The organism is Paenibacillus tianjinensis, from assembly GCF_017086365.1.
Taxonomy (GTDB): domain Bacteria; phylum Bacillota; class Bacilli; order Paenibacillales; family Paenibacillaceae; genus Paenibacillus_AQ; species Paenibacillus_AQ tianjinensis.
Genome location: NZ_CP070969.1, coordinates 2,405,286 through 2,431,828 on the forward strand (window position 1 = coordinate 2,405,286; position 26,543 = coordinate 2,431,828).

Annotated in this window: 25 protein-coding genes; 17 read left to right on the plus strand and 8 right to left on the minus strand. The window is 50.8% G+C overall.

From position 1 onward, the window contains the following. Window positions 1-54: 54 nt before the first annotated feature. The 6 genes from JRJ22_RS10535 (at window position 55) to JRJ22_RS10560 (ending at window position 5,673) form a co-directional block, all read left to right on the plus strand. On the plus strand, window positions 55-477 hold the full coding sequence (locus tag JRJ22_RS10535) for an Rrf2 family transcriptional regulator (RefSeq protein ID WP_206104405.1): 423 nt from the start codon (window positions 55-57) through the stop codon (window positions 475-477). 378 nt (window positions 478-855) lie between these two features. Beyond that, window positions 856-1,407 (plus strand): GNAT family N-acetyltransferase, encoded by a 552-nt coding sequence (locus JRJ22_RS10540; RefSeq protein ID WP_232381102.1) that lies wholly within the window; start codon window positions 856-858, stop codon window positions 1,405-1,407. Window positions 1,408-1,416: 9 nt separating this feature from the next. Continuing rightward, the gene (locus JRJ22_RS10545; protein WP_206104407.1) at window positions 1,417-1,845 is read left to right on the plus strand and encodes a hypothetical protein; all 429 of its coding nucleotides are present in this window, start codon (window positions 1,417-1,419) and stop codon (window positions 1,843-1,845) included. A gap of 204 nt (window positions 1,846-2,049) precedes the next feature. Then, window positions 2,050-2,922 carry a VOC family protein gene (locus JRJ22_RS10550; RefSeq protein WP_206104408.1) on the plus strand — a complete coding sequence of 291 codons (873 nt, stop codon included), beginning with the start codon at window positions 2,050-2,052 and terminating at the stop codon, window positions 2,920-2,922. 193 nt (window positions 2,923-3,115) lie between these two features. Next, window positions 3,116-5,143, plus strand: a complete 2,028-nt coding sequence (locus JRJ22_RS10555; RefSeq protein ID WP_206104409.1) for a Na+/H+ antiporter — start codon at window positions 3,116-3,118, stop codon at window positions 5,141-5,143. A 2-nt stretch (window positions 5,144-5,145) separates the two neighbouring features. Then, window positions 5,146-5,673: a GNAT family N-acetyltransferase gene (locus JRJ22_RS10560; protein WP_206104410.1), complete on the plus strand. Its 528-nt coding sequence runs from the start codon at window positions 5,146-5,148 to the stop codon at window positions 5,671-5,673. Window positions 5,674-5,789: 116 nt separating this feature from the next. Here JRJ22_RS10560 and JRJ22_RS10565 read toward each other — a convergent pair whose 3' ends face one another. Then, window positions 5,790-6,212, minus strand: coding sequence for a threonine/serine exporter family protein (locus tag JRJ22_RS10565; protein ID WP_206104411.1), 423 nt, complete (start codon window positions 6,210-6,212; stop codon window positions 5,790-5,792). A gap of 30 nt (window positions 6,213-6,242) precedes the next feature. Continuing rightward, window positions 6,243-7,010 carry a threonine/serine exporter family protein gene (locus JRJ22_RS10570; RefSeq protein WP_206104412.1) on the minus strand — a complete coding sequence of 256 codons (768 nt, stop codon included), beginning with the start codon at window positions 7,008-7,010 and terminating at the stop codon, window positions 6,243-6,245. Between the two features lie 216 nt (window positions 7,011-7,226). On the opposite strand from JRJ22_RS10570, the gene JRJ22_RS10575 reads away from it, so the two are divergent. The 5 genes from JRJ22_RS10575 to JRJ22_RS10595 all read left to right on the plus strand — a co-directional run bounded on the left by JRJ22_RS10575 (window position 7,227) and on the right by JRJ22_RS10595 (window position 13,585). After that, window positions 7,227-9,350, plus strand: a complete 2,124-nt coding sequence (locus tag JRJ22_RS10575) for a chemotaxis protein CheA (protein ID WP_206104413.1) — start codon at window positions 7,227-7,229, stop codon at window positions 9,348-9,350. Between the two features lie 87 nt (window positions 9,351-9,437). Continuing rightward, window positions 9,438-9,938 carry a chemotaxis protein CheW gene (locus JRJ22_RS10580; RefSeq protein ID WP_206104414.1) on the plus strand — a complete coding sequence of 167 codons (501 nt, stop codon included), beginning with the start codon at window positions 9,438-9,440 and terminating at the stop codon, window positions 9,936-9,938. After that, on the plus strand, window positions 9,916-11,688 hold the full coding sequence (locus tag JRJ22_RS10585) for a methyl-accepting chemotaxis protein (protein ID WP_206104415.1): 1,773 nt from the start codon (window positions 9,916-9,918) through the stop codon (window positions 11,686-11,688). Before JRJ22_RS10580 ends, JRJ22_RS10585 begins: the two co-directional genes overlap by 23 nt. Beyond that, a complete protein-coding gene (locus JRJ22_RS10590) occupies window positions 11,685-12,503 on the plus strand; it encodes a CheR family methyltransferase (RefSeq protein WP_206104416.1) in 819 nt (272 codons plus the stop codon). The genes JRJ22_RS10585 and JRJ22_RS10590 overlap by 4 nt, the downstream gene beginning before the upstream one ends. A 32-nt stretch (window positions 12,504-12,535) precedes the next feature. Continuing rightward, window positions 12,536-13,585 carry a protein-glutamate methylesterase/protein-glutamine glutaminase gene (locus JRJ22_RS10595; RefSeq protein WP_206104417.1) on the plus strand — a complete coding sequence of 350 codons (1,050 nt, stop codon included), beginning with the start codon at window positions 12,536-12,538 and terminating at the stop codon, window positions 13,583-13,585. A gap of 69 nt (window positions 13,586-13,654) precedes the next feature. On the opposite strand, the gene JRJ22_RS10600 is transcribed toward JRJ22_RS10595, so the two are convergent. From JRJ22_RS10600 to JRJ22_RS10610, 3 genes are all read right to left on the minus strand, one after another. Continuing rightward, window positions 13,655-14,257, minus strand: coding sequence for a YitT family protein (locus JRJ22_RS10600; RefSeq protein ID WP_206104418.1), 603 nt, complete (start codon window positions 14,255-14,257; stop codon window positions 13,655-13,657). Window positions 14,258-14,374: 117 nt separating this feature from the next. Beyond that, on the minus strand, window positions 14,375-14,899 hold the full coding sequence (locus tag JRJ22_RS10605) for a DUF3231 family protein (protein WP_206104419.1): 525 nt from the start codon (window positions 14,897-14,899) through the stop codon (window positions 14,375-14,377). A gap of 249 nt (window positions 14,900-15,148) precedes the next feature. Continuing rightward, on the minus strand, window positions 15,149-16,021 hold the full coding sequence (locus JRJ22_RS10610) for a helix-turn-helix transcriptional regulator (RefSeq protein WP_206104420.1): 873 nt from the start codon (window positions 16,019-16,021) through the stop codon (window positions 15,149-15,151). A 140-nt stretch (window positions 16,022-16,161) separates the two neighbouring features. On the opposite strand from JRJ22_RS10610, the gene JRJ22_RS10615 reads away from it, so the two are divergent. Next, a complete protein-coding gene (locus JRJ22_RS10615; RefSeq protein ID WP_206104421.1) occupies window positions 16,162-18,138 on the plus strand; it encodes a glycoside hydrolase family 127 protein in 1,977 nt (658 codons plus the stop codon). Window positions 18,139-18,409: 271 nt separating this feature from the next. Here the strand turns inward: JRJ22_RS10615 and JRJ22_RS10620 are convergent, their stop codons facing one another. Further along, window positions 18,410-20,845: a glycoside hydrolase family 94 protein gene (locus JRJ22_RS10620; RefSeq protein ID WP_206104422.1), complete on the minus strand. Its 2,436-nt coding sequence runs from the start codon at window positions 20,843-20,845 to the stop codon at window positions 18,410-18,412. Between the two features lie 84 nt (window positions 20,846-20,929). Continuing rightward, a complete protein-coding gene (locus tag JRJ22_RS10625) occupies window positions 20,930-21,994 on the minus strand; it encodes a LacI family DNA-binding transcriptional regulator (protein ID WP_206104423.1) in 1,065 nt (354 codons plus the stop codon). A gap of 259 nt (window positions 21,995-22,253) precedes the next feature. Between JRJ22_RS10625 and JRJ22_RS10630 the strand changes: the two genes are divergently transcribed. From JRJ22_RS10630 to JRJ22_RS10640, 3 genes are all read left to right on the plus strand, one after another. Further along, entirely contained in the window at window positions 22,254-22,721 is a 468-nt protein-coding gene (locus JRJ22_RS10630) for a GNAT family N-acetyltransferase (RefSeq protein WP_206104424.1), read from the plus strand. A 98-nt stretch (window positions 22,722-22,819) separates the two neighbouring features. Beyond that, window positions 22,820-23,251 carry a VOC family protein gene (locus tag JRJ22_RS10635; protein ID WP_206104425.1) on the plus strand — a complete coding sequence of 144 codons (432 nt, stop codon included), beginning with the start codon at window positions 22,820-22,822 and terminating at the stop codon, window positions 23,249-23,251. A 24-nt stretch (window positions 23,252-23,275) separates the two neighbouring features. Beyond that, entirely contained in the window at window positions 23,276-24,031 is a 756-nt protein-coding gene (locus tag JRJ22_RS10640) for a GNAT family N-acetyltransferase (RefSeq protein ID WP_206104426.1), read from the plus strand. A 122-nt stretch (window positions 24,032-24,153) separates the two neighbouring features. Here the strand turns inward: JRJ22_RS10640 and JRJ22_RS10645 are convergent, their stop codons facing one another. Further along, window positions 24,154-24,567, minus strand: a complete 414-nt coding sequence (locus tag JRJ22_RS10645) for an NUDIX hydrolase (RefSeq protein ID WP_206104427.1) — start codon at window positions 24,565-24,567, stop codon at window positions 24,154-24,156. 166 nt (window positions 24,568-24,733) lie between these two features. Between JRJ22_RS10645 and pxpB the strand changes: the two genes are divergently transcribed. Beyond that, a complete protein-coding gene (gene pxpB / locus JRJ22_RS10650) occupies window positions 24,734-25,519 on the plus strand; it encodes a 5-oxoprolinase subunit PxpB (RefSeq protein WP_206104428.1) in 786 nt (261 codons plus the stop codon). Next, window positions 25,516-26,517 carry a 5-oxoprolinase subunit C family protein gene (locus JRJ22_RS10655; RefSeq protein ID WP_206104429.1) on the plus strand — a complete coding sequence of 334 codons (1,002 nt, stop codon included), beginning with the start codon at window positions 25,516-25,518 and terminating at the stop codon, window positions 26,515-26,517. The genes pxpB and JRJ22_RS10655 overlap by 4 nt, the downstream gene beginning before the upstream one ends. Window positions 26,518-26,543 lie beyond the last annotated feature (26 nt).

Sequence of the window (26,543 nt, forward strand, 5' to 3'; positions counted from 1 at the left end):
TTATTGTTGCATCTACAGCTTTTTTTGTCTGAAGGCTCCAAAGGAGAGATACCCATGAATATCAGCACCCGGTTTGCGGTCGCTATTCATATTTTGACTTTAATTGACAGTAATAAAGAAGGCAAAAGCACCTCAGAGTGGATTGCCGGCAGTGTGAATACCAATCCGGTCGTCATCCGCAGGTTAACAGGAATGCTGCACAAAGCAGGCCTGGTGGATGTCCGTCCTGGTGTAGCCGGAGCGAAGCTAACACGCAGTGCTGCGGAAATTACGCTGCTGCAGATTTATAGAGCCGTAAATGCAGTGGAGGAAGACAGTTTATTTTCCTTGCATGATCATCCGAATCCTGACTGTCCTGTAGGCAAGAATATTGCTGGTGCCATTGTGCCGGTCTTCTCGCTGGCCCAGAAAGCGATGGAGAATGTGCTGCAGGAAGTTACATTGGATCAGATTGTGAACCAGATTCCTGTGGTCTAGTTATAAACTATGTTCAGCCCAAATTTAAGAAAGCTTTCAGCAGGATTTTATCTGCTTTTAAGGTTCGGGGAGTATAGTTAAGGTCTCCACCCCCAGTGGATACATTTGTAGTCGGATCCTGCCGTGCCTCGGCGGGATCCTTTTGTTGTTCGCCTGGCAGTATCCGTCCAAATTCAGCAAACCTTTATGTCCTTTTCATCTTTATTTAAGCTTCGGGCGTTATAGTAATCACATGACCCCCCCTTATAATAGACTTTGGCCCTGCCGGACGCCGGCAGGGCTACTTTTTTGCTATGAGCGCCGCTCCTTTACACAATATTCCAGTTAAATTAGACTGACAATAAGGACCATATGCTTTATTTAAAAGGAGTGATTACTTTGTTTTTATATGGTAACGGAGAAGTAGATGTCAGAAGCTTAGAGCCGGGAGATGCAGCGCTGCTGGTCAATTGGCTGTCGGATCCGTCAGTACTGGAGTATTACGAAGGACGCGACCGTCCGCATGATATGGATAGGGTACTGGAGCATTTTTATAGTGATGACACAGAGGATATAGGACGGGGCATTGTCCGGTACAATTCACAGGATATCGGGTACCTCCAGTTTTATCCGCTAGGTGACACGGAGAGAGGGATTTACGGCTATTCGGAATTTGCCGGCAGCATCTATGGCATGGATCAGTTTATTGGCGAGCCTTGCTGTTGGAACCGGGGGATCGGATCGCAGCTGGTCAAAGAAACGGTACAGTACCTGATAGAGGTAAAGCAAGCCGGTAAAATTGTCATGGACCCGCAATGCTGGAATCAGCGGGCGCTGCATGTGTACGAGAAAAATGGCTTTGTACGGAAAAAACGGCTTATAAAGCATGAATGGCATGAAGGCGGACCAAGGGACTGCTGGCTGGTCGAACATGCTGGAAAAGGGGAATAGGAGATGCAGATGAATACAAATCAAATCACTGTTTTGGCGGCGAGCTTGATTCTGGGCTTGTCACTTATCATTGGCTGTCTGATTCTTGGCAATGAAAGAGCCTCAAGCACGGATAAGGAGATAGAAGCGCAGATTGCAGAGACCGAGACGGAGGCCAAGACACAGGCTGCATTGATGGAGCAGGCCCGGTCTAAGGACAAAGCGGTAATGACGCTTCAAGAAACGGCACAATTCCTGAATCTGCAGGAGGATCAGGTGCTGAACATCATCAAAGCGGAGAACAGTATCCTTAGCAACAATGGAGTATTTAACGGAGATAGGCTGCCTTTTTTTAAGGTGGACAACGAGTTTATGTTCAGTAAGGCCGAAATCCTCGAGTGGGTCCGGACAGTGATGTCAGAGACTCGTATATACAGAGGAGACAGAATCATTAGATGAAAAGTGTTAAGAAAGTGATTGCTCATGTGAACCAGCGGTATTGATTTGCGAAAGTAATTGACAAACTTTTAAACAACTACTATACTTAAGTTAGTTAAAGTGTAACGGTAACAGTTACAGGTGGATGTTATTAGCAGCAGAGGTTAAAACTAAGCCGTGTGAAATAGGTTCAATGAAAGCGGCATACCTATAGGAGGGGTTATTATGACAGCAACAGCGACATTGCATGAGGATGTTCAAATCGGTCTTGTACAGATTAGAGTAAGCAATTTGGAGCGTTCACTCGCTTTTTATCAGAATGTGGTTGGACTTAAGGTGTTGCGCACGCATGGACGCGTAGCGGAATTGACGGCAGACGGACAGCAGGTGCTGCTCGTTTTGCGGGAAATTGAGCATGCCCGGATTCAACCCCGTAAGGGCGCAGGGTTGTATCACTTTGCGATTCTCGTGCCGGACCGCCCAAGTCTCGGCCTGGTGCTGCGCAACCTGATCGACTCAGAGATTGAAGTTGGTCAAGGTGATCATCTTGTGAGCGAAGCACTCTATATTCAGGACCCCGATAATAACGGGATTGAACTGTACCGCGACCGTCCGCGCGACACATGGAAACGTGATGCTGAAGGAGACTATATCATGACCACCGACCCGGTAGACGTGGATGGTTTGCTGGCTGCTTCCGAAGGCTTAATCTGGAACGGCCTGCCTGCAGGTACCGTGATCGGACATGTTCATTTTCATGTGGGTGATCTTGCCCAGGCTAAGAAATTTTATGTCGATGCGCTCGGCTTTGAGCCTACCACCCATTACGGGAATTCAGCGCTGTTCATCTCGGCCGGCGGCTATCATCACCATATGGGGCTGAACATCTGGGCTGGTCAAGGCGCGCCAGCAACACCGGATGATGCACCGGGAATTGATTATTTCACCCTGCAGCTGCCGGATAGCCGGGAGGTTGCTGATGTGGCAGATCGGGTACGCCAAGCAGGATATGCTGTGACAGAAGCAGCGGACGGGGTTACGCTTACAGATCCATGGAACATTGGCATTAAGCTGATGACGATTCCTCAGAGTAATTAACTATCGGTTCAAGCGAAATCGTAAAGGTTTATACGTTCCGTACTAGAGGGGGCAATGCCGGAGGATACGGCTTGTCTCTTTTTGTTCTTTGTTCGTGTAGAGGATAGGCCTGGTATCGTTTTGCTCTTCTTTGCCGCAGCAGCGGGGTTTAGGATATAATAATAGAAAAAAATTGGATTGGAGTTGATGCAGCTTGGAGACTTTTCTTGCCGTGCTTTTACTGCTCGGGCTTATTGCGGCATCAAATATTGTGAACCGGTTTATTCCGTTTGTGCCGATTCCCCTAATCCAGATCGGGCTGGGTGTAATTGCCGCAATGGTCCCGACAGGAATACATATGTCCTTTGAACCTGAACTGTTTTTTTTATTATTTATTGCGCCGCTATTGTTTAATGACGGCAAACGGACACCGCGCGATGAGCTATGGAATCTGCGGGCGCCCATTCTGCTGCTCGCTCTGGGGCTGGTCTTCGTAACGGTATTTGTGGCCGGATATGCCATCCACTGGATGATCCCTGCAATTCCGCTCGCGGCATCGTTCGCGCTGGCCGCAATTCTCTCACCGACCGATGCTGTTGCGGTGAGTTCGCTGGCGGGAAGGGTGCATCTGCCTGGCAGTATTCACCGGATACTGGAGGGCGAATCACTGATGAATGACGCTTCCGGTCTGGTCGCCTTTAAATTTGCCATTGCCGCTGCGGTTACCGGAGTCTTCTCGTTGCCCAAAGCGGCACTGAGCTTCGTCCTGATTGCGGCCGGCGGCCTGCTGATCGGGGCACTGCTGTCCTTTCTGCTGATCCGGTTAAGCGTATTTCTGCGCAGGTTCGGTATGGAGGATGTCACCATGCATGTACTGCTTCAGATTCTTACGCCGTTCATCATCTATCTGATCAGTGAAGAGATCGGAGTATCCGGCATCCTGGCGGTCGTAGCCGGCGGTGTAGTCAATGCGATCGAAAAGGACCGTGCGGTCTCACCGCAGTATAAGCTGCAGTTAGTGTCGGCCAGCACCTGGTCGGTGCTGCTATTTATCCTCAACGGGATGGTATTCCTTATTCTCGGGGTGTCGGTTCCGGATGTCGTAGAGGTCATTTACCATGATCAAAGTGTTAATAACTTTATGGTAGCCGGCTATGTTCTGGTCATTACGATGCTGTTAATTGTGCTGCGGTTTCTTTGGATATACTTCTATTCAATCTTTGAAAGCCGCCGCCTGAAGGTGGAGCAGTCGCCGCTTAAATCACAGCTGATTACCTCCATTTCTGGTGTACGGGGAGCCGTTACATTAGCCGGGGCCTTTTCCATTCCTCTGACTCTGGGAGACGGTTCACTGTTTCCTCAGCGTGACCTGATTATTGCGATTGCGGCAGGCGTTATTCTGATGTCACTGCTGATTGCCAGTGTCCTGTTACCGCTTTTGGCAGAGAAAGAGGAGACTGCAGCAGTTATTCTGAAGGAAGGCACGGGGAATCCGGAGCTGGCTGCAAGATCAGTTGTGATTGATGCGGGCATGACGATGCTCCGGAGCCTCGTCACCGAGTCGGGAGGGGGCCAGGCCCAGCCTGCTTTGCTGGAATTTACCGACAAAATCGACCGCCTCTGCGGTCTCAAAACCGAAAACGATCCTAAAGCGGAGCAGTTCCGCCGCTTAGGGATTGAAGCCCGGCTGAGCGGCCTGGAGGCAGAACGGACGGAGCTGCGGCGGATGACGGAGAACGGTATGCTGCCGGCACCCGTCGCGGTGAAGATGGAAGAACTGCTGGATCATAAGGAGGCCGTCCTGTGCCGGCGCTTCGATACGCAGGTGAAATTCTCATTGACCGAAATTCAGCGTCTTCTCTCCGGGATATTCAGCGGGCGGCTGAACGGCAGTGAGGGCCGCCAGGTGATACAGAATGCCGAAGAGGCCCGAAAGGCTAAAATAGCGATGTGCCAGGCGGCAGTCACTGCTGTCAGCAGCGGGATCAATGAGAATAACCGAGAAGCTGCACAGCTGGTCATTGACAAATATGAGAAGATGGAGTCACGGCTTGAGCAAGGAGACGGATGGAGCAAGGAAGGCGTAATCGACGATCAGAATTTTGAGCTTAAGCTGAAGGCGATCCAGGAGCAGCGGGATACGGTACAGCAAATGTACCAGAACGGTGCAATCAACCTTAAAATCGCCGGCAAGCTGCGCCGGTTCGTCGACCAATTAGAGACTTCAATCTGGGAGGATTAAATATGGGGAACATCATTGCTGAAGGGCTGTCTTTTGAGGAGATCAAGGAGGAACACCTGGCTGAGGTGCTGGATATTTATAATTATTATGTGTTGAATACAACAGTTTCTTTCCATACCGAACCACAGACCTTGCCGGAAATGCGCAATTCCGTGCTAAGCAGCGACCCGCGGTTCAAATCCTATGCCATCCTGCAGGACGGCAGTTTACAGGGTTACGTTCTTATAACCAGACATAAAAATAAACAGGCGTATGACACCTCCGGTGAGATCAGTGTGTACCTGAAGCCGGGCAGCGGAGGGCGGGGACTCGGCGGACAAGCGCTACGGTTTATTGAAGAGCGGGCAGCAGAGCTTAAGTTCCATGTACTGGTCGCTACGGTATGTGCGGATAATGAGCCAAGCCGCCGCTTGTTTACCAGACACGGTTACGAGCAGAGCGCCCTGTTCAAGGAAATCGGCCACAAGTTCGGACAGTGGCTGGATATTGCCAGTTATCAGAAGATTATCGGCCAATCGTCCTCCAGCTAGAAGCTGCTTAAGGAGCAGCAGAGCATAGCAAAGTCCGCCTGCCGCAAGGATGAAATGCCTTGCCGGCAGGCGGACTTTGCTGTGTTATCTATGTAAGCTGTAAGGTTTCGAATACCTTAAGCTTTCTTCCGCCGGAAGATTTGTCCGAGCACTTCACTAAGCACAAGACCGGTGGCGATGGCTCCAGATAGCAGCAGGGCCTGCACGGCAAACTGAATCGCCTGATTATTATCATTCTCCACGAACTTACGCATGGCATCATACGCCAGTCCCCCCGGGACAAGCGGAATAATCCCTCCGACGCTGAAGATAATGACCGGCATCTTGAAGGATCGCGCAAAGATTTGACTGATCACACCGACAACGACGGTGGCTAAGAAGGTGGCAATCACTGTATCCCACCGCTCATCAAGCTGCAAATACAGTATCCAGCCCACCATTCCGGCGAAACCGCATTGCAGCAGCGCTCGCCCTGGCGCATTGAACAGAATGCAGAATGCAGCAGCGGCAATAAAGCTGGTTATCAATTGCAAAATCATGAAGGGTTGACCTCTTTCACACCATTTATTTTAGAAAAGCGACAGCACAAGTCCGATCCCTGTCCCGATCGCAAATGCAGTCAGGAAGGCATCGGCTCCCTTGGACAGGCCCGAGACCAGATGTCCGGCCATGAGATCACGGACGGCATTGGTAATGAGCAGACCCGGAACGAGCGGCATCACGGAGCCGATGATAATCTTGTCCATCTCCTGGCCGATGCCAGCTTTGACAGACAGGAAAGCTAGCAGGCCGATCAGGAACGAAGCGCTGAACTCTGCGAAAAACCGGATCTGCACAAGCCGGTGCAGGTAGGTTGCAGCGGCGAAGCCTAATGCGGACGCGAGGAGGGCCGGGAGGGCATCCCACAGGCTGCCCTTGAACATTACAGTGAAACATGCACCTGTGAGTGCAGCTGCAGCGATCTGCAGCCAGGCCGGGTAGGCATGCGCGGCATCGTCAACAGCCCCAAGCCGCTCGCGGGCTTCGGCTGCTGTGAGCTGGCGCTCGCTGAGACGGCGGGAGATATCGTTGACCTCCGACACCTTTTGCAGGTCGGTCGTCCGTTCTGCGATCCGGAACAGCTTTACCGGTTCGGTTCTGCTCGTCGTAAACATAATAACCGTAGGGGTCACATAGCTGTGTGCTCCGGGAAAACCTAAGGCTGCTGCCATGCGGGACATGGTGTCCTCCACACGATAGGTTTCCGCGCCGCTTTGCAGCATGATTTTACCTGCCAGCAGGCACAGGTCAATAATATCATGCGCGGAGGTATTGCTGTTATTGCTTAAGCTATCCAACTTCGTTCGATCCTCCCCTGGAGTGTTATATATCCGATTGTCGCCTCAATTTCACAAAAGATCAACCTCAATTGCTGTTATTTACGGAAATAATAAAAATTTATTGAAAGTTTTAACTAGATATTAACTTTTTATTTCCAGTTTACGATATAAAAAGGGAGAAATCAGAAAGAGAAGCACACATTCCTAATAGAAATAGGCCGAAAGGAGAATTTTATGTCAGGCTCTTTTCCGGAAGAATCACTGCTTGAGTTATTCATATTCGAAACCCTGCAATCTCTGCAGCAGCTGGAAGATTCGATCCTTGCCAGTGAGCAGCAGGATTCGCTTAAGGTAGAGGATATCAACCTCATTTTTCGCATTATGCATACCATCAAAGGCTCGGCGGCCGTGATGGGGTATACGAATATTTCCGCACTCGCGCATGCCATGGAGGATTTATTCTTTTATCTGCGCGACCACCCGAAAGCCCCTTATGACTGTTCTGAGCTATCGGATCTTATTCTTCAAGGGATTGATTTCACCAAGCTGGAGACGATTAAGATCAGAAATGGAGATCCGGCAGATGGAGACGCCTCTGCGCTGGCAGATGAGCTGGCAGCCTATTTGCAATATCTGAAAAACCGGTCTGCAAGCGAGGCTGCAGAGAGGGATGCGGACGCCGCGAAGCTGCAGCATTCTGCCGGTATGCGGCAAGCTGCCGATGCTGGTGCAGCAGGAACTTCATGTTATAGAGCGCTTCTGCGCTTTGAAGAGACTTGCCAGCTGGAGAATATCCGCGCCTTCACCGTGATTCACCGACTGGATGAGACACTGGATTGCACGTTTACCTTCCAGCCGGAGGATATTATAGAAAATCCGGACAGCGCGGATGTCATCCGCCGGGACGGATTTGTGATTGTGCTGGAAACCGCTGTTCGCCGGGAAGTGATAGCTGATTTTCTGCGGAATGCCCCGTATGTTAGCGTAATGGAACTTGAACAGCTTCAAGAGCGGCCTTCTGCTATTCAACATCTTACACCACTAATGCAAGAGACAGAGCAGCCACTCCATACCAATGAGTTAGCTGCACGAATGCCGGATTTTACTCTTCAGACTGCCGGGGGGAAGAAGCCTAAGGAGAGTGGGAACTTCCCTCCTGCACACCAGACAATGATTAGTGTCAATGTGGCGAAAATGGACAAGCTAATGGACCTGATCGGAGAACTGGTCATTGCTGAGACAATGGTAACACAGAATCCGGATTTGGCCGCTGTGAGCGGGACGCTGGACAACTTCAGCAAAGCGGCCAGGCAGCTGCGCAAGATTTCGGCTGAAATGCAGGATGTGGTTATGTCGCTGCGTATGGTTCCCCTTGCTGCCACGTTTCATAAGATGGGCCGGATTGTAAGAGATATGACCCGGAAGCTGAATAAAGAGGCTACTCTTGTGATTCTTGGCGAAGAGACGGAAGTGGATAAAAATATTATTGAGCATTTGTCCGATCCGCTGATGCATCTGGTGCGCAACGCGCTGGATCATGGTATTGAACCACCTGAGGAGCGTCTCACTGCGGGCAAGCCGCGGAGCGGAACTGTGACACTTGAAGCCAAACATTCCGGGGGGGATGTGATGGTTATGATTAGGGATGACGGCAAGGGGCTGCACCGGGATAAAATTGTCCGCCGTGCACTCGAGAACGGGCTGCTGACCCGGGATGAACGGGAACTTAGTGATAAGGAGATCTTCAAACTGATCTTTCACCCGGGTTTTTCCACCAAAGACAGCGTCAGTGAATTCAGCGGGAGGGGCGTCGGGATGGACGTCGTTGTCAAGGATTTGGAGCAGGTCGGAGGCACGGCAACTGTGGACAGTGTGCCCGGTGCAGGATCAACAGTGACCCTGAGGATTCCGCTAACACTTGCAATTGTTGATGCTATGAACGTTGGGGTTGGCGATTCACGGTTTTCATTGCCGACAGCATCGATCGTCCGCTCTTTCCGGCCGAACGCCAAAGACCTGCTCCTGGATCCGCATGGAAATGAGTGGATTATGGTGCGGGGCGGATGCTATCCGGTACTCCGCCTGCACCATCTCTCAGGAACAGCCCGGAGCACAGCTTCGATAGAGGAAGGCATCCTGATCATGGTAGAAGATGAGGGACGCAGCCTGTGCCTGCTCGCAGACGAATTACTTGGTCAACAGCAAGTAGTGGTGAAAGCGCTCCCGGATTATATTCAGAACAGTGCGGGCAGCAAGCATTTTGCCGGCTGTACACTGCTTGGTGACGGCAGCATCAGCCTGATTCTTGATGTCATCCGGCTAACCTCTGCGATGAATACCGCTGCTATTTCTTATTGAAGCAGGGTTATATTCAGCATCAATTGTTTTTTGCATTAGCTATAGCGCTTAGGATATTAATTTCTAGATTAGTCAGGAGGTGTTCCGGTGGCTGGAAACAATGTATATGAAGAATCGCCGGAGGAGGATACACAGCGGGATAAATATCTGATTTTTTCGCTGGGACGCCAGTTTTACGGAATTGAAATTGAATATGTGACGGAAATTATCGGTCTTCAACCGATTGCCGGAATCCCGGATCTCCCGGAATATATCAAAGGTATTATTAATCTGCGGGGTAAAATCATTCCCGTGATGGATGTAAGACTGCGTTTCAGAATGGAGCCGCAGCCGTATAACGACCGCACGTGCGTAATCGTAATCGATATTTTGGATGAGATTCTCGGATTAATTGTGGAGAGTGTATCGGAGGTATTGCCCATCCCGCCGGAGGAGATTGTGCCGGCGCCGGATTCACCGGGCAGCGGAAGGTTTGTTACACGTATCGGTAAAACCGCTCATGGAGTGAAGCTGCTTCTTGACTGTGCTAAACTGCTCCGGGATGCCGAGCCGGAACGGCCCGGTAATGCAATTCAGCCGAACGAATAAGGAGAAGATGATGATGAAATGGTTTAACAATATGAAGATAAGCACCAAATTGATCTCTTCGTTTATTATTGTCGCAATAATGGCCGGTATTGTAGGGGTCGTGGGGATTGTTAACTTGCACAGGATTGACCGCAACTATTCGGATATGTATGTTAACTACGGAATCGGAGTGGGTGACATAGGGAAGTCCGGTATTGAGTTTCATAAAATCCGGTCGCTTACCCGTGATGCGCTAATTAACCACAAATCCCAGGATTTAAATGAGATTCTGGACAAAATTGAAACGTTGGATAAGCAGCTTGCGGGCAACCTGGACGCCTTCGAGAAAAGCATCCAATCCCAGGAGACCCGGGTTACTTTCAATAATCTGAAAGCATCAATTAGTGAGTATAATCAGGTGCGTGACCAGGCGATTAGCATGGCAGGCAGCGGACGGAGCGAAGAAGCGATTGGGTATTTCTATCACGAAGCTCTTAATAGCGTTACCAAGACGAATGAGTATATTGACAGCCTGTTCGAAAGCAAAGAGACGAGGGGATTAAAAAAGTCCGAAGAGAACTCGGCAGCTGCCGCCCGGACCATTCTGATCTTGGGTATTGTTGTAACGGCTGCCGTAATTCTGGCGGTACTGCTTGGTCTAGCTGTATCCCGGATGATTAGCAAACCGGTGGTTGAACTGGTTCGTGCAGCGGACCGGATCGCTGACGGTGACTTGAATGTGGATGTCCGGAGCGAAGCGAAGGATGAAATCGGCCAGCTGTCGGCTTCATTCCGGCGCATGTCGGGCACGTTAAGTGAGGTAATGGGCAATATCCGCTCAGCGTCTGAGCAGGTGGCTTCAGGCTCCAAGCAAATGTCGGAGTCGAGTATGGTGCTCTCTCAGGGTGCAACAGAGCAGGCCAGCTCCATTGAAGAGCTGACAGCATCGATCGAAGAGATTGCTGCACAGACCTCCCGGAATGCCCACAGTGCGGAGCAGGTCAATAGCCTGGCACAAGGTGCCATGAGCAATGCCGTGCAGGGCAATGCACAAATGAAGGATATGCTGGTGGCTATGGAGCAGATTAATGAGTCTTCGGACAGCATTTCCAAGATTATTAAGGTAATCGACGAGATCGCCTTCCAGACGAATATTCTTGCCCTGAATGCTGCGGTTGAAGCGGCCAGAGCGGGCCAGCACGGCAAAGGGTTTGCGGTTGTCGCGGAGGAAGTGCGTAATCTTGCAGCGCGTTCGGCAGGTGCAGCAAAAGAAACTACGGCAATGATTGAGAACTCAATCAAAAAAGTGGAGGGCGGCACGAAAATCGCCTCGGCAACCGCATCCGCACTGGAGCAGATTGTCGGTGATGTCTCTCGGGTTGCCGAGATTATCGCAGAAATTACTTCGGCTTCCACCGAGCAGGCTGCAGGCATCAGTCAGATTAATCAGGGAGTCATTCAGCTCTCCCAGGTGGTTCAGACCAACTCGGCCACTTCGGAGGAAACCGCTGCAGCCAGTGAAGAGCTGGCCAGCCAGGCTGAACTGATGCGCGACCAGGTGACAAGGTTCAAGCTGAAGGAGCAGGGCCAGCATGCTTTTGCCGGCATGGAGGACTTGAATCCCGAGGTTCTGCGGATGCTGGAGCAAATGTCGCGCAATAAACAGAGCATCGGAAGTGCTCCGGCACAGGCATGGGCGAAGGACAGTTCACCTGCTGCTCCTGTAACGATTGCACTCAGCGATAAAGAGTTCGGCAAATACAGCTTATGATTTCGATGACGGATATGGAGTTTGCCCAGCTTGCGGAGCTGATCAAAGCCCGTGCGGGCATTCACCTCAAGATGGAGAAGCGGGCGATGATGGCAGGCAGGCTCCAGAAAATTGTTCAGGACAAAGGGATGACCAGCTTTAGTGAATATTACCGCTTCCTCCAGGGCCAGGGCCGCAGCAACACAGCGGAGCTGGCGCTGCTTGTGGATAAAATCAGCACGAATCATACTTTTTTTATGCGGGAGCGCGGACATTTTGCCTATTTCCAGCAAAATGTGCTTCCTGAGCTTATGAACCGCCGGAGCGATCGGGATCTGCGGGTGTGGAGCGCCGGCTGCTCCAGCGGGGAAGAGCCATATGTGCTGTCGATGCTCATCGATGAAGCCTTCACCGGCGGCAGGAACGGCTGGGATACACAGCTGCTCGCCACAGATATCAGCCAAACGGCGCTGGAAACGGCGCGCAGAGGAATATATGGGGCAGATGCTTTACAAGAGCTGCCCGGACGTTGGATCCAAAAATACTTTGAGCCTTCGGCAGGCGGGGGATTATCGGTGAAGCCGATTATCCGCAACCAGGTGCTTTTCCGCAAATTCAATCTGATGGAGGAATGTTTTCCGTTTACCCGGCGTTTCCAGGCCATTTTTTGCCGGAATGTAATGATTTATTTCGATCAGGCCACCCGCGACAGGCTGGTGCGTAGATTCTATGAATGGACGGAGCCGGGGGGTTACCTCTTTATTGGACATTCGGAATCACTGGATCGCGAGCGTACGGCTTACCGTTACATCATGCCGGCTGTCTACCGTAAATAACAGCTGTGCTGAAGGAAGGGATGGATGCAGTTATGAAGAATACCCGGAGCATACGGGTATTGGTGGTGGATGATTCGCTGTTATTCCGGGAAGTCATCTCACGGGGGATCTCCTCTGATCCCCTAATTGAAGTCGCTGCAAGAGCAGGAGATCCGTTCGAAGCGAGGGATGAGCTGCTGCGGGTACGTCCGGATGTGATGCTGTGTGATGTGCAGATGCCGAAGATGAACGGCATTGAGTTCATCCGCCGGCTGCTGCCGCAATATGCGATTCCAGTTATTGTGGTCAGTGGAGTAACAGAAACGGTATTTGAGGCGATGAACGCAGGTGCTGTTGATTTTGAAGCTAAGCCGGACATGAATTCACCCGGGAGTGTGCAGCATTTCCTGGAACAGCTGATTGTGAAGATTAAGAATGCCGCTCATGCAAAGATTCTGGCACCGGTTCAGCCCGCTATGACCATCGGGACATCAGCTTGGCCAGTAAATGGTACTAAAGGAAGTGCTTTAACCCTTAAAGAACGGCTGATAGTTATCGGTGCTTCGACCGGAGGCACGGAAGCCATTGCCAGTGTGATTAATGCACTGCCGCCGGATATGCCCGGAATCATTGTAGTCCAGCATATTCCGCCCGTGTTCTCCCGGATGTTCTCTGAGCGGTTGAACTTAAGCTCAGCTCTGACGGTTAAAGAGGCGGAGGATGGTGATCTCGTAACCCCGGGCAAGGTATTTGTGGCACCCGGAGATAAGCAGGTGAGTGTGCAGCGGATCGGGGGACAATACCGGCTGGAGTGTGCGTCCGGAGCAAAAGTGAACGGCCACTGTCCTTCGGTCGATGTTCTCTTTGAGTCAGCAGCGAAGGCAGCAGGCGCCCAGGTAATAGGTGTGCTGCTGACCGGAATGGGCTACGACGGCGCGAAGGGCCTGCTTGCCCTGCGCCGGAAGGGTGCGCACACCATCGGTCAGGATGAAGCTACATCCGTAGTCTATGGTATGCCTAAGGCTGCTTATGAGCTAGGCGCTGTAGAGAAGCAGGCGGCACTCCCGGCTATTCCCCGGCTGCTTCTTTCGATGCTGCAATAGGCTGCGCTGTTTTTAGCGTCCGCCGATCTTGCAGGAAGCAGAGTGAAGGGATAGCCGCTCAGGTAACCGTTATTTCCACGAGCTGTCGGGTTTGTTTTCGAGGGTACATAATCCCGTCGCAACGCCCCCCGAAAAGATTGTCAGGATCGAATGGAAAAAGGTTTCTTTGGAGATGAGCAGACCGCCGGCCCCGATAATAACAATATCCGTCAGAAAAATAATGACCCCTACATTTAGCGGAACATACCGTTTCAGAAATTTAGCAAGCAGATCCGTGCCCCCTGTACTTGCCTTGAAACGCAGCATGAGCCCGAGGCCGCTGCCCATCAGAAAGCCGCCGATAATGGCGCTGGAGATGGAGCCGAGCTCAATGTAATAGAGAAAATAAAACTGGAGCGGCCCCAGCAGCTCGATCAGGAACGAGGAGATAACAAGCCCGAGAATGCTGTTATAGAAAATGTCCCGTTCCTTTACCCAGGCAAGCAGAAAGATGGGGAGGCTGCAGACGATGATGGCCAGTCCGATTTTTGTACCGGTTATATAATTGATAATAAGGGCAATACCGATTATACCGCCGTCCAGAATTTTGTAAGGGACAAGAAAAAAATTAGTTCCCGCTGCAATAAGCAGCCCCCCCAATAATATAACGATATACCGCAAAAATGGGCGCATTTTCAACATCTCCAAAATGAGGCATGTCTTAATGAATATGCTTGTTCCTTACAAAAAATAGCCGGAAAGCAAAAAATCCTGCTTGCGCAGGATAAGACGGGATACATGCCGGGATCATTAGACCAGCACAGGCTCCGGAGTTTTAAGCTGAAGCTGAAGCGGAGGGGGGACCAGCCAGCCTTTCTTTTTATTCATTTTGAGTACCTGCAGCCCCAGTGCAGCCATTTGGGCATGGAATTTCATGAACATTGCCCCGAGATCCTCACGGATCGAGGTTCCCATTGCCTGGCTGCAAACCACGAGGCCTAACGAAGCGGCAGCAGAAAGGGCAGCGGCAATTTCAGGATCGGAGAACCTTGCTCCGGCGGGGATATCCTCCAGCTTCACAGAAGGCCTGTCGGGGAGTCCGGGAGGAGGTATGATGCCATGTGTTTTCAGAAGCTCGTCACATTCCTTGATTTCCCGGTGTACCTGATCGATGAAATTATCAATGACTTCTTTCAGATCCTGATCACCTGCATGATAATGAAAGGCCTGGAAAGTAGATAAGGACATTTTAGTTGACGCGGAAAATTGCCACAGGTTGAAGATTTCACCGTAATGAAGCGGTTCATCTTTGGGATTTCCGGATAGAACACCCATAACTAGCACAACTCCTTCACAACTTAAGTTAAGAACGTGGAGTTAGGATGTCCGGCATAAACTGTTTTATACGGAGATAAACCGTAACCTGCAACATAAAGTCTTGCCGAAGCAAAAAAGAATATATATTAACAGTAAATGTAATTTAATTCCATCAAAACCTCCAATTAGTCTTTTCTGCTTTAAGCAGTTATAAAGGCTGAGACGGGGGTTTTTTGATGTTTCCGCCCGTAGCAGCCGGCATGCGGATTATCGTGAATACCGCTTACGGTAACGCAGCGGGGAGATACCGATCTTGCGTGTGAACCGCCGTGAGAAGTAGGCCGTGCTCTCAAACCCTGTGCGTTCCGCGATCGCAGAGACTGGAATTTCCGTCTTCAGCAGCAGCAGCTTGGCCTGCTCCAGCCGGTAATCGGTCAAGTACTCCATCGGTGTCAGCCCATAGACACGCTTCATGCAGCGGGTTAAATAGTTGTAATGGAAATGCAGTTCATCGGCGAGCAGCGTATTGGTGAGCGCTTCTGCATAATGATTGCGGAGATAGGCCTCTGTCTGCTCAGCAATCTCTACTGCATGGCTTCCTGCCGCATCCAGCTGTGCCAGGTCCATCATCCGCAGCATCTCCTCGAAGATCCGCTGCTGCTGCCATACTGCGCTGGAGCGTCTGGCGCGGTTCAGCAGCAGCAGCATTTCCGCCTGTCCGCTCCGTTCAAAGGGATGCGGCAGCGGCCCGAACTGCGGCACCCTAATCGTATACGGAAACGTGAGGAACTGCCGAAAGTGCTTTTCCCGGCGGGCATAGACTGGGTCCCCCTCAGCAATCATCCATTCACCGACGGTATGAAAATGAATCCATGTGAAGCTGGTTATTTCCTCACACGGCTTGGCTGAGTAATGATAACGGTCCGGCAGCAGCAGCAGGCTGTGGCCCGCGGGCACAGCCCATTTCTTCTCTTCTTCACCGATATACAGACAGCCCTGTTCAACAATGAGCAGGTCGAATTTCCCCATAGCATTGCGGTTAGGATGCTGGTCTCCCGGCTGATAGACGGTACGGTTGCACTCCAGAAAATAAGGAAATGGCGGTGCAGCCAGGTGAATGTAGGAAGGGGCGAATGGCATGGGACTCTCCTTTCAGTATCGAATATTCATTAGTGTGAAATAGTACAAAAATAGGGTTGCTTCTGATCCTGTTTATTATTCATTTTACCCTCTATAATAGCAATTAGCGAGGGGAAATAATACACGAAGGGAAGAGGAAAATGAACAAAATTACGGAGAAGAAGCTGACGCAGCCGGGGAATACAACAATCAAAGACGAGTTCTGGGGACGCTACATCCGGCTGGTGCAGGATGTCGTTATCCCTTATCAATATGAGGCACTGCATGACCGCGTGCCGGAAGCTGAACTAAGCCATGCGATCGCCAATTTTGAAATTGCTGCCGGGAGAAGGGCGGGAGAATTTAAAGGCTGGGTGTTCCAGGACAGTGACGTCGCCAAATGGCTGGAGGCAGTCGGATACTCCCTTAAGCTGAAGCCGGATCCTGGGCTGGAGCGCCAGGCGGATGAGGTTATCGATCTGATCGGCGAGGCGCAGCAGGAGGACGGTTATCTGAACACTTATTTTACGGTTAAAGAACCGGGGAAACGCTGGACCAATCTTCAGGACTGCCATGAGCTGTATTGTGCCGGTCATTTCATCGAGGCTGCTGTGGCGTATTATGAAGCTACCGGAAAAGATAAGCTGCTGAACATCATGCGCAGGGTAGTTGATCACATTGATTCGGTCTTTGGCCCGGAAGAGGGAAGGCTCAAGGGCTATGACGGGCATCAGGAAATTGAACTAGCACTCGTGAAGCTGCACCTGCTTACCGGGAACGAGAAGTACCTGAAGCTTAGCAGCTTCTTCATCGACCAGCGGGGACAAGAGCCGAACTTTCTGCACCAGGAATGGGAGAGCCGGGGGCGAATCACCCATTGGAGCGGTAAAACAGACCATATCGATCTTGCCTATTTTCAGGCGCATCTTCCAGTCCGTGAGCAGAGCGTGGCTGTAGGACATTCCGTTCGTGCCGTCTATATGTATACAGCCATGGCGGATTTGGCGCTGCTTAACGGAGACAGGGCGCTGCGCGATGCTTGCGTACGGCTGTGGAATAATATGACGGAGAAGCAAATGTATATCTCAGGAGGCATCGGCTCTACGCATCATGGTGAGGCATTCACCTTTGATTACGATCTGCCTAACGATACGATCTATGCAGAGACCTGTGCTTCTATCGGATTGATCTTTTTTGCCCAGCGGATGCTGAGGCTTGCTCCCGAGGCCCGGTATGCGGATATAATGGAGCGGGCGCTATACAACAATGTGCTCGGCTCCATGGCTCAAGACGGCAAACATTATTTCTACGTAAACCCGCTGGAGGTATGGCCGCAGGCCTGCAGCTGCAATCCCGGCAAACATCATGTGAAACCGGAGCGCCAGGGTTGGTTCGGCTGTGCCTGCTGTCCGCCTAATGTAGCGCGACTCCTGACTTCGCTGAATCAGTATATCTACACAGTACATGGTGATACGCTCTATACGAATCTGTATATCGGCAACGAATCGAACTTCACGCTTGGCGGGACCGAAGTGGCTATCACCCTGGAGAGCCGTTTTCCGTGGGAAGGCAAGGTTTCGATGAAGGTGAATCCGGAACAATCCGGGGATTTCGGCATCGCGCTGCGTATCCCATCCTGGAGTGATGGGGAAGAGATCAAGGTAAATGGCGAAGTAGTGAGTTTCTCCGAGAGCCTGGAACAGGGTTATGTGGTTATCCGCCGAGAATGGAAGGCGGATGATGTGATTGAATTGAACTTTCCGATGGAAGCGCACCGTGTCTATGCCCATCCGAACCTGCGGGCTGATGCCGGGAAGACAGCCATTCAGCGCGGGCCGCTGGTATATTGTCTTGAAGGCGCTGACAATGGCGATCTGCTGAGCTCTATTTCCATAAGTAAGACCGGAGGCTTCATGGAAACCTTTGATGGGGGATTGCTTGGCGGAGCCGTAGTGGTGAAAACAGCGGGCTGCCGTGTAGATGAGCGGAGCTGGAATGACGGACTTTACAGCAGAACAAAGGCTGCAGAAATGCCGGTTGAAGTAACGGCCATCCCATATTATCTATGGGGCAACCGCGGCAGCGGTGAGATGAAGGTATGGATACCAGAGGCAGAACGGCAGAGCTTGCCAAGGTGAACGTAAACGGGTTCATTACCGGTGGTGGAATCACCTTCACGGGGGTGACAGTGAAGAGTCATTCAGTCCGAACTACTGGTTCATGCAGATTAAGCAAGGAAAATGGCGGCTCGTTACCATTGACTGACATTAACTAATATTAACCATCTTCTTTGGCTTACAAGGTGAAGCTGCACCACAACAAACAACCCGGTTGTACCGCTACAGCGGACATCCGGGTTGTTTGTTGTGGAATTATTAGCTCAGGCGTTATTTCCGCCCGTATAACTGCTTAACCTAGGACTACAACCACTTGGTGAACAGCACCATCACCAACAGGAGCAATGATGTTGCCTTCAACAGCTGCGCCGTCAAGTGTCAGGCTGGCAACACCCTTGGACACATGGCTCGGGTTCTGGATAGAAATGACGTAAGTATCTCCCCGGAACACACGGGTGATTTCGAAGCCGTCCCACTCTGCAGGGATACAAGGATCTACTTTCAGACCGGCGAAATCAGCCTGGATACCGAGAATGGACTGTGTAATGGCTACATAGTTCCAAGCAGCTGTACCAGTCAGCCAGGAGTTTTTAGCTTCACCATGACGTACGGCATCTTTACCTGCGATCATTTGCGAGTACACATATGGTTCCATACGGTGCACTTCACTGATGTCTTCCAGGTAGGCCGGAGCGATTTTTTTGTAAATTTCGAAGGCTCTGTCGCCGTGTCCAAGGACAGTTTCAGCGATCATGATCCATGGATTGTTATGGCAGAAAATACCGGCATTTTCTTTGTAGCCCGGAGGGTACGTAGAAATTTCACCCAGGTTCAGATAGTACTTGGAGTACGGAGGCTGCTGCAATACGATACCGTAATCCGTATCCAGACGTTCCTGAACGGAAGTCAGCGCTCTTGCAGCTTCACCATTTTCAACACCGATACCCGCCATTACGCACATACCCTGCGGCTCGATGAAGATTTGGCCTTCTTCGTTTTCCTTACTGCCAATCTTGTCGCCGTAATGGTCATAAGCACGCAGGAACCAGTCTCCGTCGAAACCGTGCGTCAGCGTGATTTCACGCATGTTGTCGATCTTCGCAACAGCATCTGCAGCTACATCGTCAAGACCGCGCATGCGGCAGATTTCTGCATAGTCCGGTCCAACGAAGACGAACAGACCTGCGATGAACACGGATTCTGCTACGCCGCCTGCGATATTCTCAGTCGTCTGGAACGATTCTCCCGGCTCGGTAGAGAAGCAGTTAAGGTTCAGACAGTCATTCCAGTCCGCGCGCCCGATCAGCGGCAGGCCGTGTGGTCCGAGATTGTTCGTCACATGCTCGAAGGAACGTTTCAAGTGCTCGAACAGGGTAGCGGTGTTATTAGGGTTGCTGTCAAACGGAACCTGCTCATCCAGAATCGAATAGTCGCCGGTTTCCTTAATGTAGGCAGCTGTTCCCGAGATCAGCCAGAGCGGATCATCGTTAAAGCCGGAGCCGACTTCGTTGTTGCCCTTCTTAGTGAGCGGCTGGTACTGGTGATATGCGCTGCCGTCAGGGAACTGGGTAGCAGCAATATCAAGAATACGTTCTCTGGCACGCTCAGGAATCTGGTGTACGAAGCCGAGCAAGTCCTGGTTGGAATCGCGGAAGCCCATACCGCGGCCAATCCCGGATTCGAAGTAGGAAGCGGAACGGGACATGTTGAAGGTAACCATACATTGGTATGGATTCCAGATGTTAACCATGCGGTTCAGCTTGTCGTCGCCGCTTTGAATCTGGTATTTGGACAGCAGGTTATCCCAGTGTGCAGCCAGTACAGCCAGAGCCGCGTCAACTTGAGCATCTGTAGCGAACTGTTCGATAACAGCCAGCGCCGGTTTTTTGTTGATGACATTCAGGGATTCCCATTTCTCATCTTCAGGGTTCTCGATGTAGCCGAGTACGAAGATGAAGCTTTGCTCTTCGCCTGGCTCCAGCGTGATTTCCAGAGCATGGGAGCCGATTGGCGACCAGCCGGAAGCTACGGAGTTAGTGGCTTCACCAGCAGCAACTGCCTGTGGAGCGTCAAGACCATTATACATACCCACGAAGGATTCGCGGTCGGTATCAAAGCCGGCGATTTCTTTGTTTACCGAATAGAAAGCGTAGTGATTTCTGCGCTCGCGGTATTCCGTTTTGTGATAGATAACAGAATCCTTCACTTCAACTTCACCAGTGCTCAGGTTGCGCTGGAAGTTGGTCATATCATCATTGGCATTCCACAGACAGAATTCGGCAAAAGAGAACAGCTTCACTGTCTTTTTCGCGGAGCCGGTGTTCTTCACAACAAGGCGGTGTACTTCAGCATTATGGCCCATTGGTACAAAAGCCAGCTGATTTACGGAGATCCCGTTCCGCTCACCTGTAATGGAGGTGTAGCCCAGACCGTGGCGGCATTCGTAGAAATCAAGATCGCGTTTCACCGGCATCCAGCCCGGAGTCCAGAAATCACCGTCGTCATACAGATAGTAGTAGCGTCCGCCTGTATCCAGCGGAATATTGTTATACCGGTAACGGGTAAGTCTTCTCATGCGTGCATCCCGGTAGAAGGTGTAACCACCGGCAGTATTAGAGATAAGGCCGAAAAATTGCTCGTTACCAAGGTAGTTGATCCATGGGTAAGGCGTTTTAGGAGTGTTAATTACATACTCTTTGCGAGTGTCGTCAAAAGTTCCGAATTTCATTAGAGGAAAGTCTCCTTTCAATTGTGAACGCGCGTTTACGATGGTGAGAAAAAATTCCCTCGGGGCAAAGGGAGTTTCTCGGATTTATTGAATAGATGACTTCGGCGGCTGGCACGAATCTCTTTCGACCAGCCGGGCCGGAAAACTGATGGTGCTGAAGGTAGGCTGCCGGGAATCACACAGCTCGATAACTTTCTCTACAGCAGCCTTGGACATTTCGTAAATCGGCAGCCGTACGGAGGTAAGCTTCGGATTGATGCGGGCAGCAAGCTGCACATCATCGAATCCGGCAATGGACATATCCTCAGGTACGGAAATACCATGCTCGGTGAACGCTTCCATTGCGGAAATAGCCATGTCGTCGTTGGAAGAGAAGAAGGCGGTTGGCAGCGGACTGCCTGTACTCAGCAGCTTCTTAACCTCTTCATAAGCCGTCTCCTTCAGAAAGTCACCCCGGAGGATAAACTGTTCGTTCAGAGCCAGCCCGTGACGCTTCAGCGTATCTTCGTAGGCCATGAAACGTTCCCGTCCGGAATAGGTGTTCATTCGTCCGCAGATCATGCCGATTTCTTCATGGCCAAGGCTGATCAGATACTCAATTGCTTCGACCGTACCTTCATAATCCTTGGAGTTGACGATGGCCAGATGATTGCGGTCCAGGTGCTCCGACATAATCTCCGAAATATCATAATCAATCAGGACAAGCGGGGAATCAAGACTCACCATTTCCCGTACGATATCAATATCCTTCTGGGTGCCGACGATGATGCCGCCGTCAATCCGTTTCTGCAGGAAAGCCTGCTTCACCTTCAGGAAATCATCGGGGGAATATACGGTGTGGATCAGCACATAACAGCCGCGGGCATTCGCCGTATCAACTACGGCATCGACGAAAGGCGCGAAATAATTGTTCTGATAGATCCGGGTCGTATTCTCCTTCTCGTTCATGCTGATGGCGAAAAGGCCGATCGTATCGGTCTTCTTGCCGGCCAGTGCCCTTGCGAAGCTGTTAGGCTCGTACTGATACTGTTCAATCACCTTCAGTACCTTCGCCCGCGTCTCTTCAGGGACGTTGGAATAATTGTTGATCACGCGGGATACCGTGCTTCGGGACACCCCTGCGAGCTTGGCTATATCTTCGCTGCGCATATTGCCCCCTTTTCCAAAACATAAGGATTAATAAGGGATAGGTTATAATTATCCTTATATTTCTTGCTGAAACTGATGCCGTCCGCTTAAGAACGGAGTAGCTGTTTCTAATTGTAAACGCGCGTTTATGAGCCTATTGTAAATGAAAACCCCTCAGAAATCAATTGTCTGAATGAAGAATTTTGCCTTGCGGGCGGAGCGGATCCGGGTTACAAATAGAGCAGCAGATAATATTACAGGGTGGAAGGAAGGGCAAGTAATGTTAATTAAACCAATTGATACGGAAACGAGGGAATCAGCGCTGCAATTAAGTGGTCCGCTTATTATATCCAGAGGGAAGGTCCATCATTTAGGCGGATTGCCCGGATTTTGTGCGGTTGCAGACGGGAGTGTCGAGGCGGCGGTTTATTACTGCTGTGAGAACGGAATGTGCGAGATTGTATCCCTGGACAGCAGGCAAGAGAATCTGGGTACCGGCACGAAGCTGATGGAGCTGGTGATCAGGGAAGCAGCCCGTCTTGGCTGTTCAAAGGTGTGGCTGATAACTTCCAATGACAATACGCGGGCAATCCGCTTTTATCAAAAAAGAGGATTTGATATGGTTGCCGTTCACCGGGAGGCGATAACCTATGCCAGAAAGCTGAAGCCGGCAATTCCGCTGCTCGGGTATGACGGGATCCCGGTGCGGCACGAGGTCGAGTTTGAGTATAGACTGTGGCCTGTTTAAGATACCATAAAATTAATACTTGATACGGGAACATTTGTTTGCTATTGTGTAAGTGAATATTTACACATAGTTTTGTGAAGAAGGGGGGATTGATCTGCATGCAGCTTGGATGTACCTATTTGATTGTCAAAGACATGAAGCGTTCGATTGCATTTTACGAGGCATTGCTGAATATGAAAGCGGATTCCCGGAAGATTGAACGATGGGCGCAATTCACCTGCGGCAATACGCTCGCGCTATGGAACCCGGAGTACGATAAGGAACTGATCCGGGACAACAGCGATGTGTCCGCACATTTTAATGAAGAATATCTTAAATATAAAAGTGGGAATCTCACCATCTACGGAAACAATGTAATTTTGAATTTTAATGTTGCAGACTTAAACGCAGAGTATGAACGGGTAAAATCGCTTGAGCTTGGTACAGTGACGGAGATCTTTTTTATCAATATCGTATGTCCCTATTACTGCTTCATGCTGGAAGATCCGGACGGGAATTTGATCGAGATTACAGGGCATTACCAAAAATAACGGTGCTAGGAGAGGAGCGTGTGTATGGAACGGTCAGAGATATACAAGCACATCAACGATAGCGCGAATTATTATCTGCGGCTGCTGGGTGAGGCAGAACATATGGAGTTTACTGATAATGGATATTATGCGATGACCCGGCCAAAAAGTGGTGATAAATGCGGGACATCTGTATTCAATATACGACTAGAGCAGCTAACAGATGTGGAGCTTAAACAGAAGGTAGAGGAAATCAAAGCATTGGATTTACATACTTGGTGGGGATTCAATCTTTCCGAACGGATGGCTGAGGCAATCTGGCCGGACCATACCGAAGCAGAGTCGCTCCCTGAGCCCAATGACGAGGAAGCCTGTCTGGCAGTGCTGCCGGAACAATGGCCTGCCTTCAGAGAAACGGAAGAATCTATTACGGTAACAAGGGTAGCGGATGCTTCGGATTTTAAAATCTGGGCGGATCTGAATAACAGGATTATGCACGGCGGATATCCTGTGATGCATCCGGACAACCATTATCACTTATGTGAGAGCGGGATAATCGATTGCTACATAGCGAATTATAATGGAGTGCCTGCGGCGGTATGCTCTATTATGAACAACGGGGATATTTCCTCGCTTGAATTCGTAGCCACCTCTGAGGAGTATCGTAGACAAGGGCTTGCCGCAGAAGTTTGTATAGAAGCCATAAACAGCGCATTCAGCCAGGGTGCACAAATCATTTCCACACGGGGCTTTGGGCATTCCAAGAAACTGTTTAAAAAGCTAGGATTCACTGTTTACTAAGAAGTACAGCTTTTCCTCAGACATAGCAAGAGGAATTGTTAGATTATTATGCCACCAGTTGGCGGAATCTTTTTGTTATTCTGATTTTTACTGTATAGCCAATCTGGATCTCTGTTTTCTGTTTATGGATTAAATTCAATCAGATATATATCCTTTTGATTCACGCAATGCACAATCTGCTCCCTGATACTATCCCATTTCACCTTAATGAGTGCCTCATCTAAATAGAAATACCCCAGTTCATAACTTTCACTGGATGTTCTAAACGCACCACCGGTAGGTTTTGCCAAAAACAAATTGCTAATTACTGATTCCTTCACATTTTGGAAGACACCGCAAAATCTTATGATTTCTATATCAATACCTGTTTCTTCTTTTGTTTCTCGTATTACTGCAGAAGTTATGGACTCACCTTCTTCAACCCGTCCCCCCGGAATTTCCCACCCCCGCTTTGGTCCGTTAAGAAGTAAAATATCATGATCTTCATTGAGTACAACAGCTGCTGCGACTACAGTATGCTTCGGTGACGGATTCATTTTCAACTCATTCCTTTCTAATACATTTCATTCAACAAACGCTTCTAACTATCCTGCTGTTTAAGAGAGTGCTTATTGGTTGATTCTTTACTGATGTCTGGTTGACGTAATACAGGCAGAAATACAGTATAATATTCATAATTAACGATGAAAAGGGGGCGCTGGAATGGGTGAGACAAAAGACGGCAGTGAGCTTGTGCCCAATCCCCGCGTCAATCACGGAGCTGCCCGCATTGTTCCGCTCGGCGACTCAGCGGCTGTTGTAATCCTTGGAGACTCCATCAGTCCGCAAATCCACCACCGGGTAAGGGCGCTATGCAGCTATCTGGAGCACCATCCATTTACAGGCATGGTGGAGCTGGTGCCTTCATTTACTTCGATAGCCGTCTATTATGATGGGCTGGCAGTCCTTAAGGCCTATCCGGAATATATCCGAACAGGCGCGGAGTATTATCTGTTCCCGGTTGTAGCTGAACTGCTTGAGAAGATGCTAAGTCTTATAGATGATGAGCCTCCTCCCCAGCCGAGAACGGTCAGCATTCCCGTATATTACGGAGGGGAGGCCGGCCCGGATCTGGAATTTGTTGCTGAGCATAATGGGCTCTTGCCGCAGGAAGTGATAGATATCCATTCTTCCAGTGAATATCTGGTATATATGCTGGGCTTTGCCCCGGGGTTCCCCTATCTGGGCGGACTGCCTTCTGCAATCTCCACACCGCGCAGACTTTCGCCGAGAGTGGCCATTCCTGCAGGCTCGGTAGGCATTGCAGGTGATCAGACAGGTGTCTATCCACTCGAAACCCCGGGAGGCTGGCAGTTGATCGGCAGAACACCGCTCTCTCTATTCAAACCAGAGGCAGAACTGCCTACGCTGCTCGAAGCAGGAGACACTGTAAGGTTCTATCCGATTTCCCGGCGTGAATTCATGGAATGGGGGGAGGATACTCCATGAGCCTGCTGATTATGAAGCCTGGCCTGTTAACTACCGTCCAAGACCTTGGAAGGTACGGATATCAGCAGTATGGCGTTGTTGCCGGCGGTGCGATGGACAGCTATGCCCTGCGTATGGCCAACCTGCTGGTCGGCAACGATGAACGGGAGGCGGGGCTGGAAATGACGGTAACCGGACCGGAGATCACCTTCGCGGAGCCGTCTTTGATTTCCATCTGCGGCGGGGGATTATCACCGATGCTGGATGAGCACCCGCTGCCGCTCTGGCGGACGGTCTATGCGCCTAAGGGAGCACGGCTGCATTTCGGGCGCCTGTCCGGCGGCTGCCGGGCCTACCTGGCGGTTGCCGGAGGTATAGCGGTTCCGGTTCAGCTGAACAGCCGCTCGACCTACCTGCGCGCCGGAATCGGCGGTCATCTGGGCAGGGCGCTGCGGTCCGGGGATGTATTGCCTATAGGAACTCCAACTCTAAGGGGGAACGTCTGGAGAGAGAGGCTGACCAGGGAACAGGGACCGGAGAGCTTGTCTGTGAGCCGCTGGTTTCCAGCCTGCAACCTGATCCCTTCATATCCGGAAACTCCTGTACTTCGAGTCATCGCGGGGGAAGAATTCCTCGCATTCAGTAAGGAGAGCCGCGAGCGGTTTCTTTCAGAGCTTTTTACGATCCTCCCCCAATCAGACCGGATGGGCTATCGGCTGTCTGGCAGCAGTCTGAATCCGGTGCGGGAGCAGAGCCTGATCTCTTCGGCTGTGACCTATGGAACGGTGCAGGTTCCAGCCGGCGGCAGCCCCATTATTCTGATGGCGGACCGGCAGACAACCGGCGGTTATCCGAAGCTGGCTCAGGTGATTACGGCGGATTTGCCGCTGCTTGCACAAGCTAAGATCGGCAGTGCTGTCCGGTTCCGGCTGATCACACTGCAGGAAGCGCAGGAGCAGCTCCTGCAGCAGGAATTGGAGCTGAACAGGCTGCGCTTAGTGCTGGAACACTACTATTAGAAGCAGAAGCCGGACAATTTTAAATG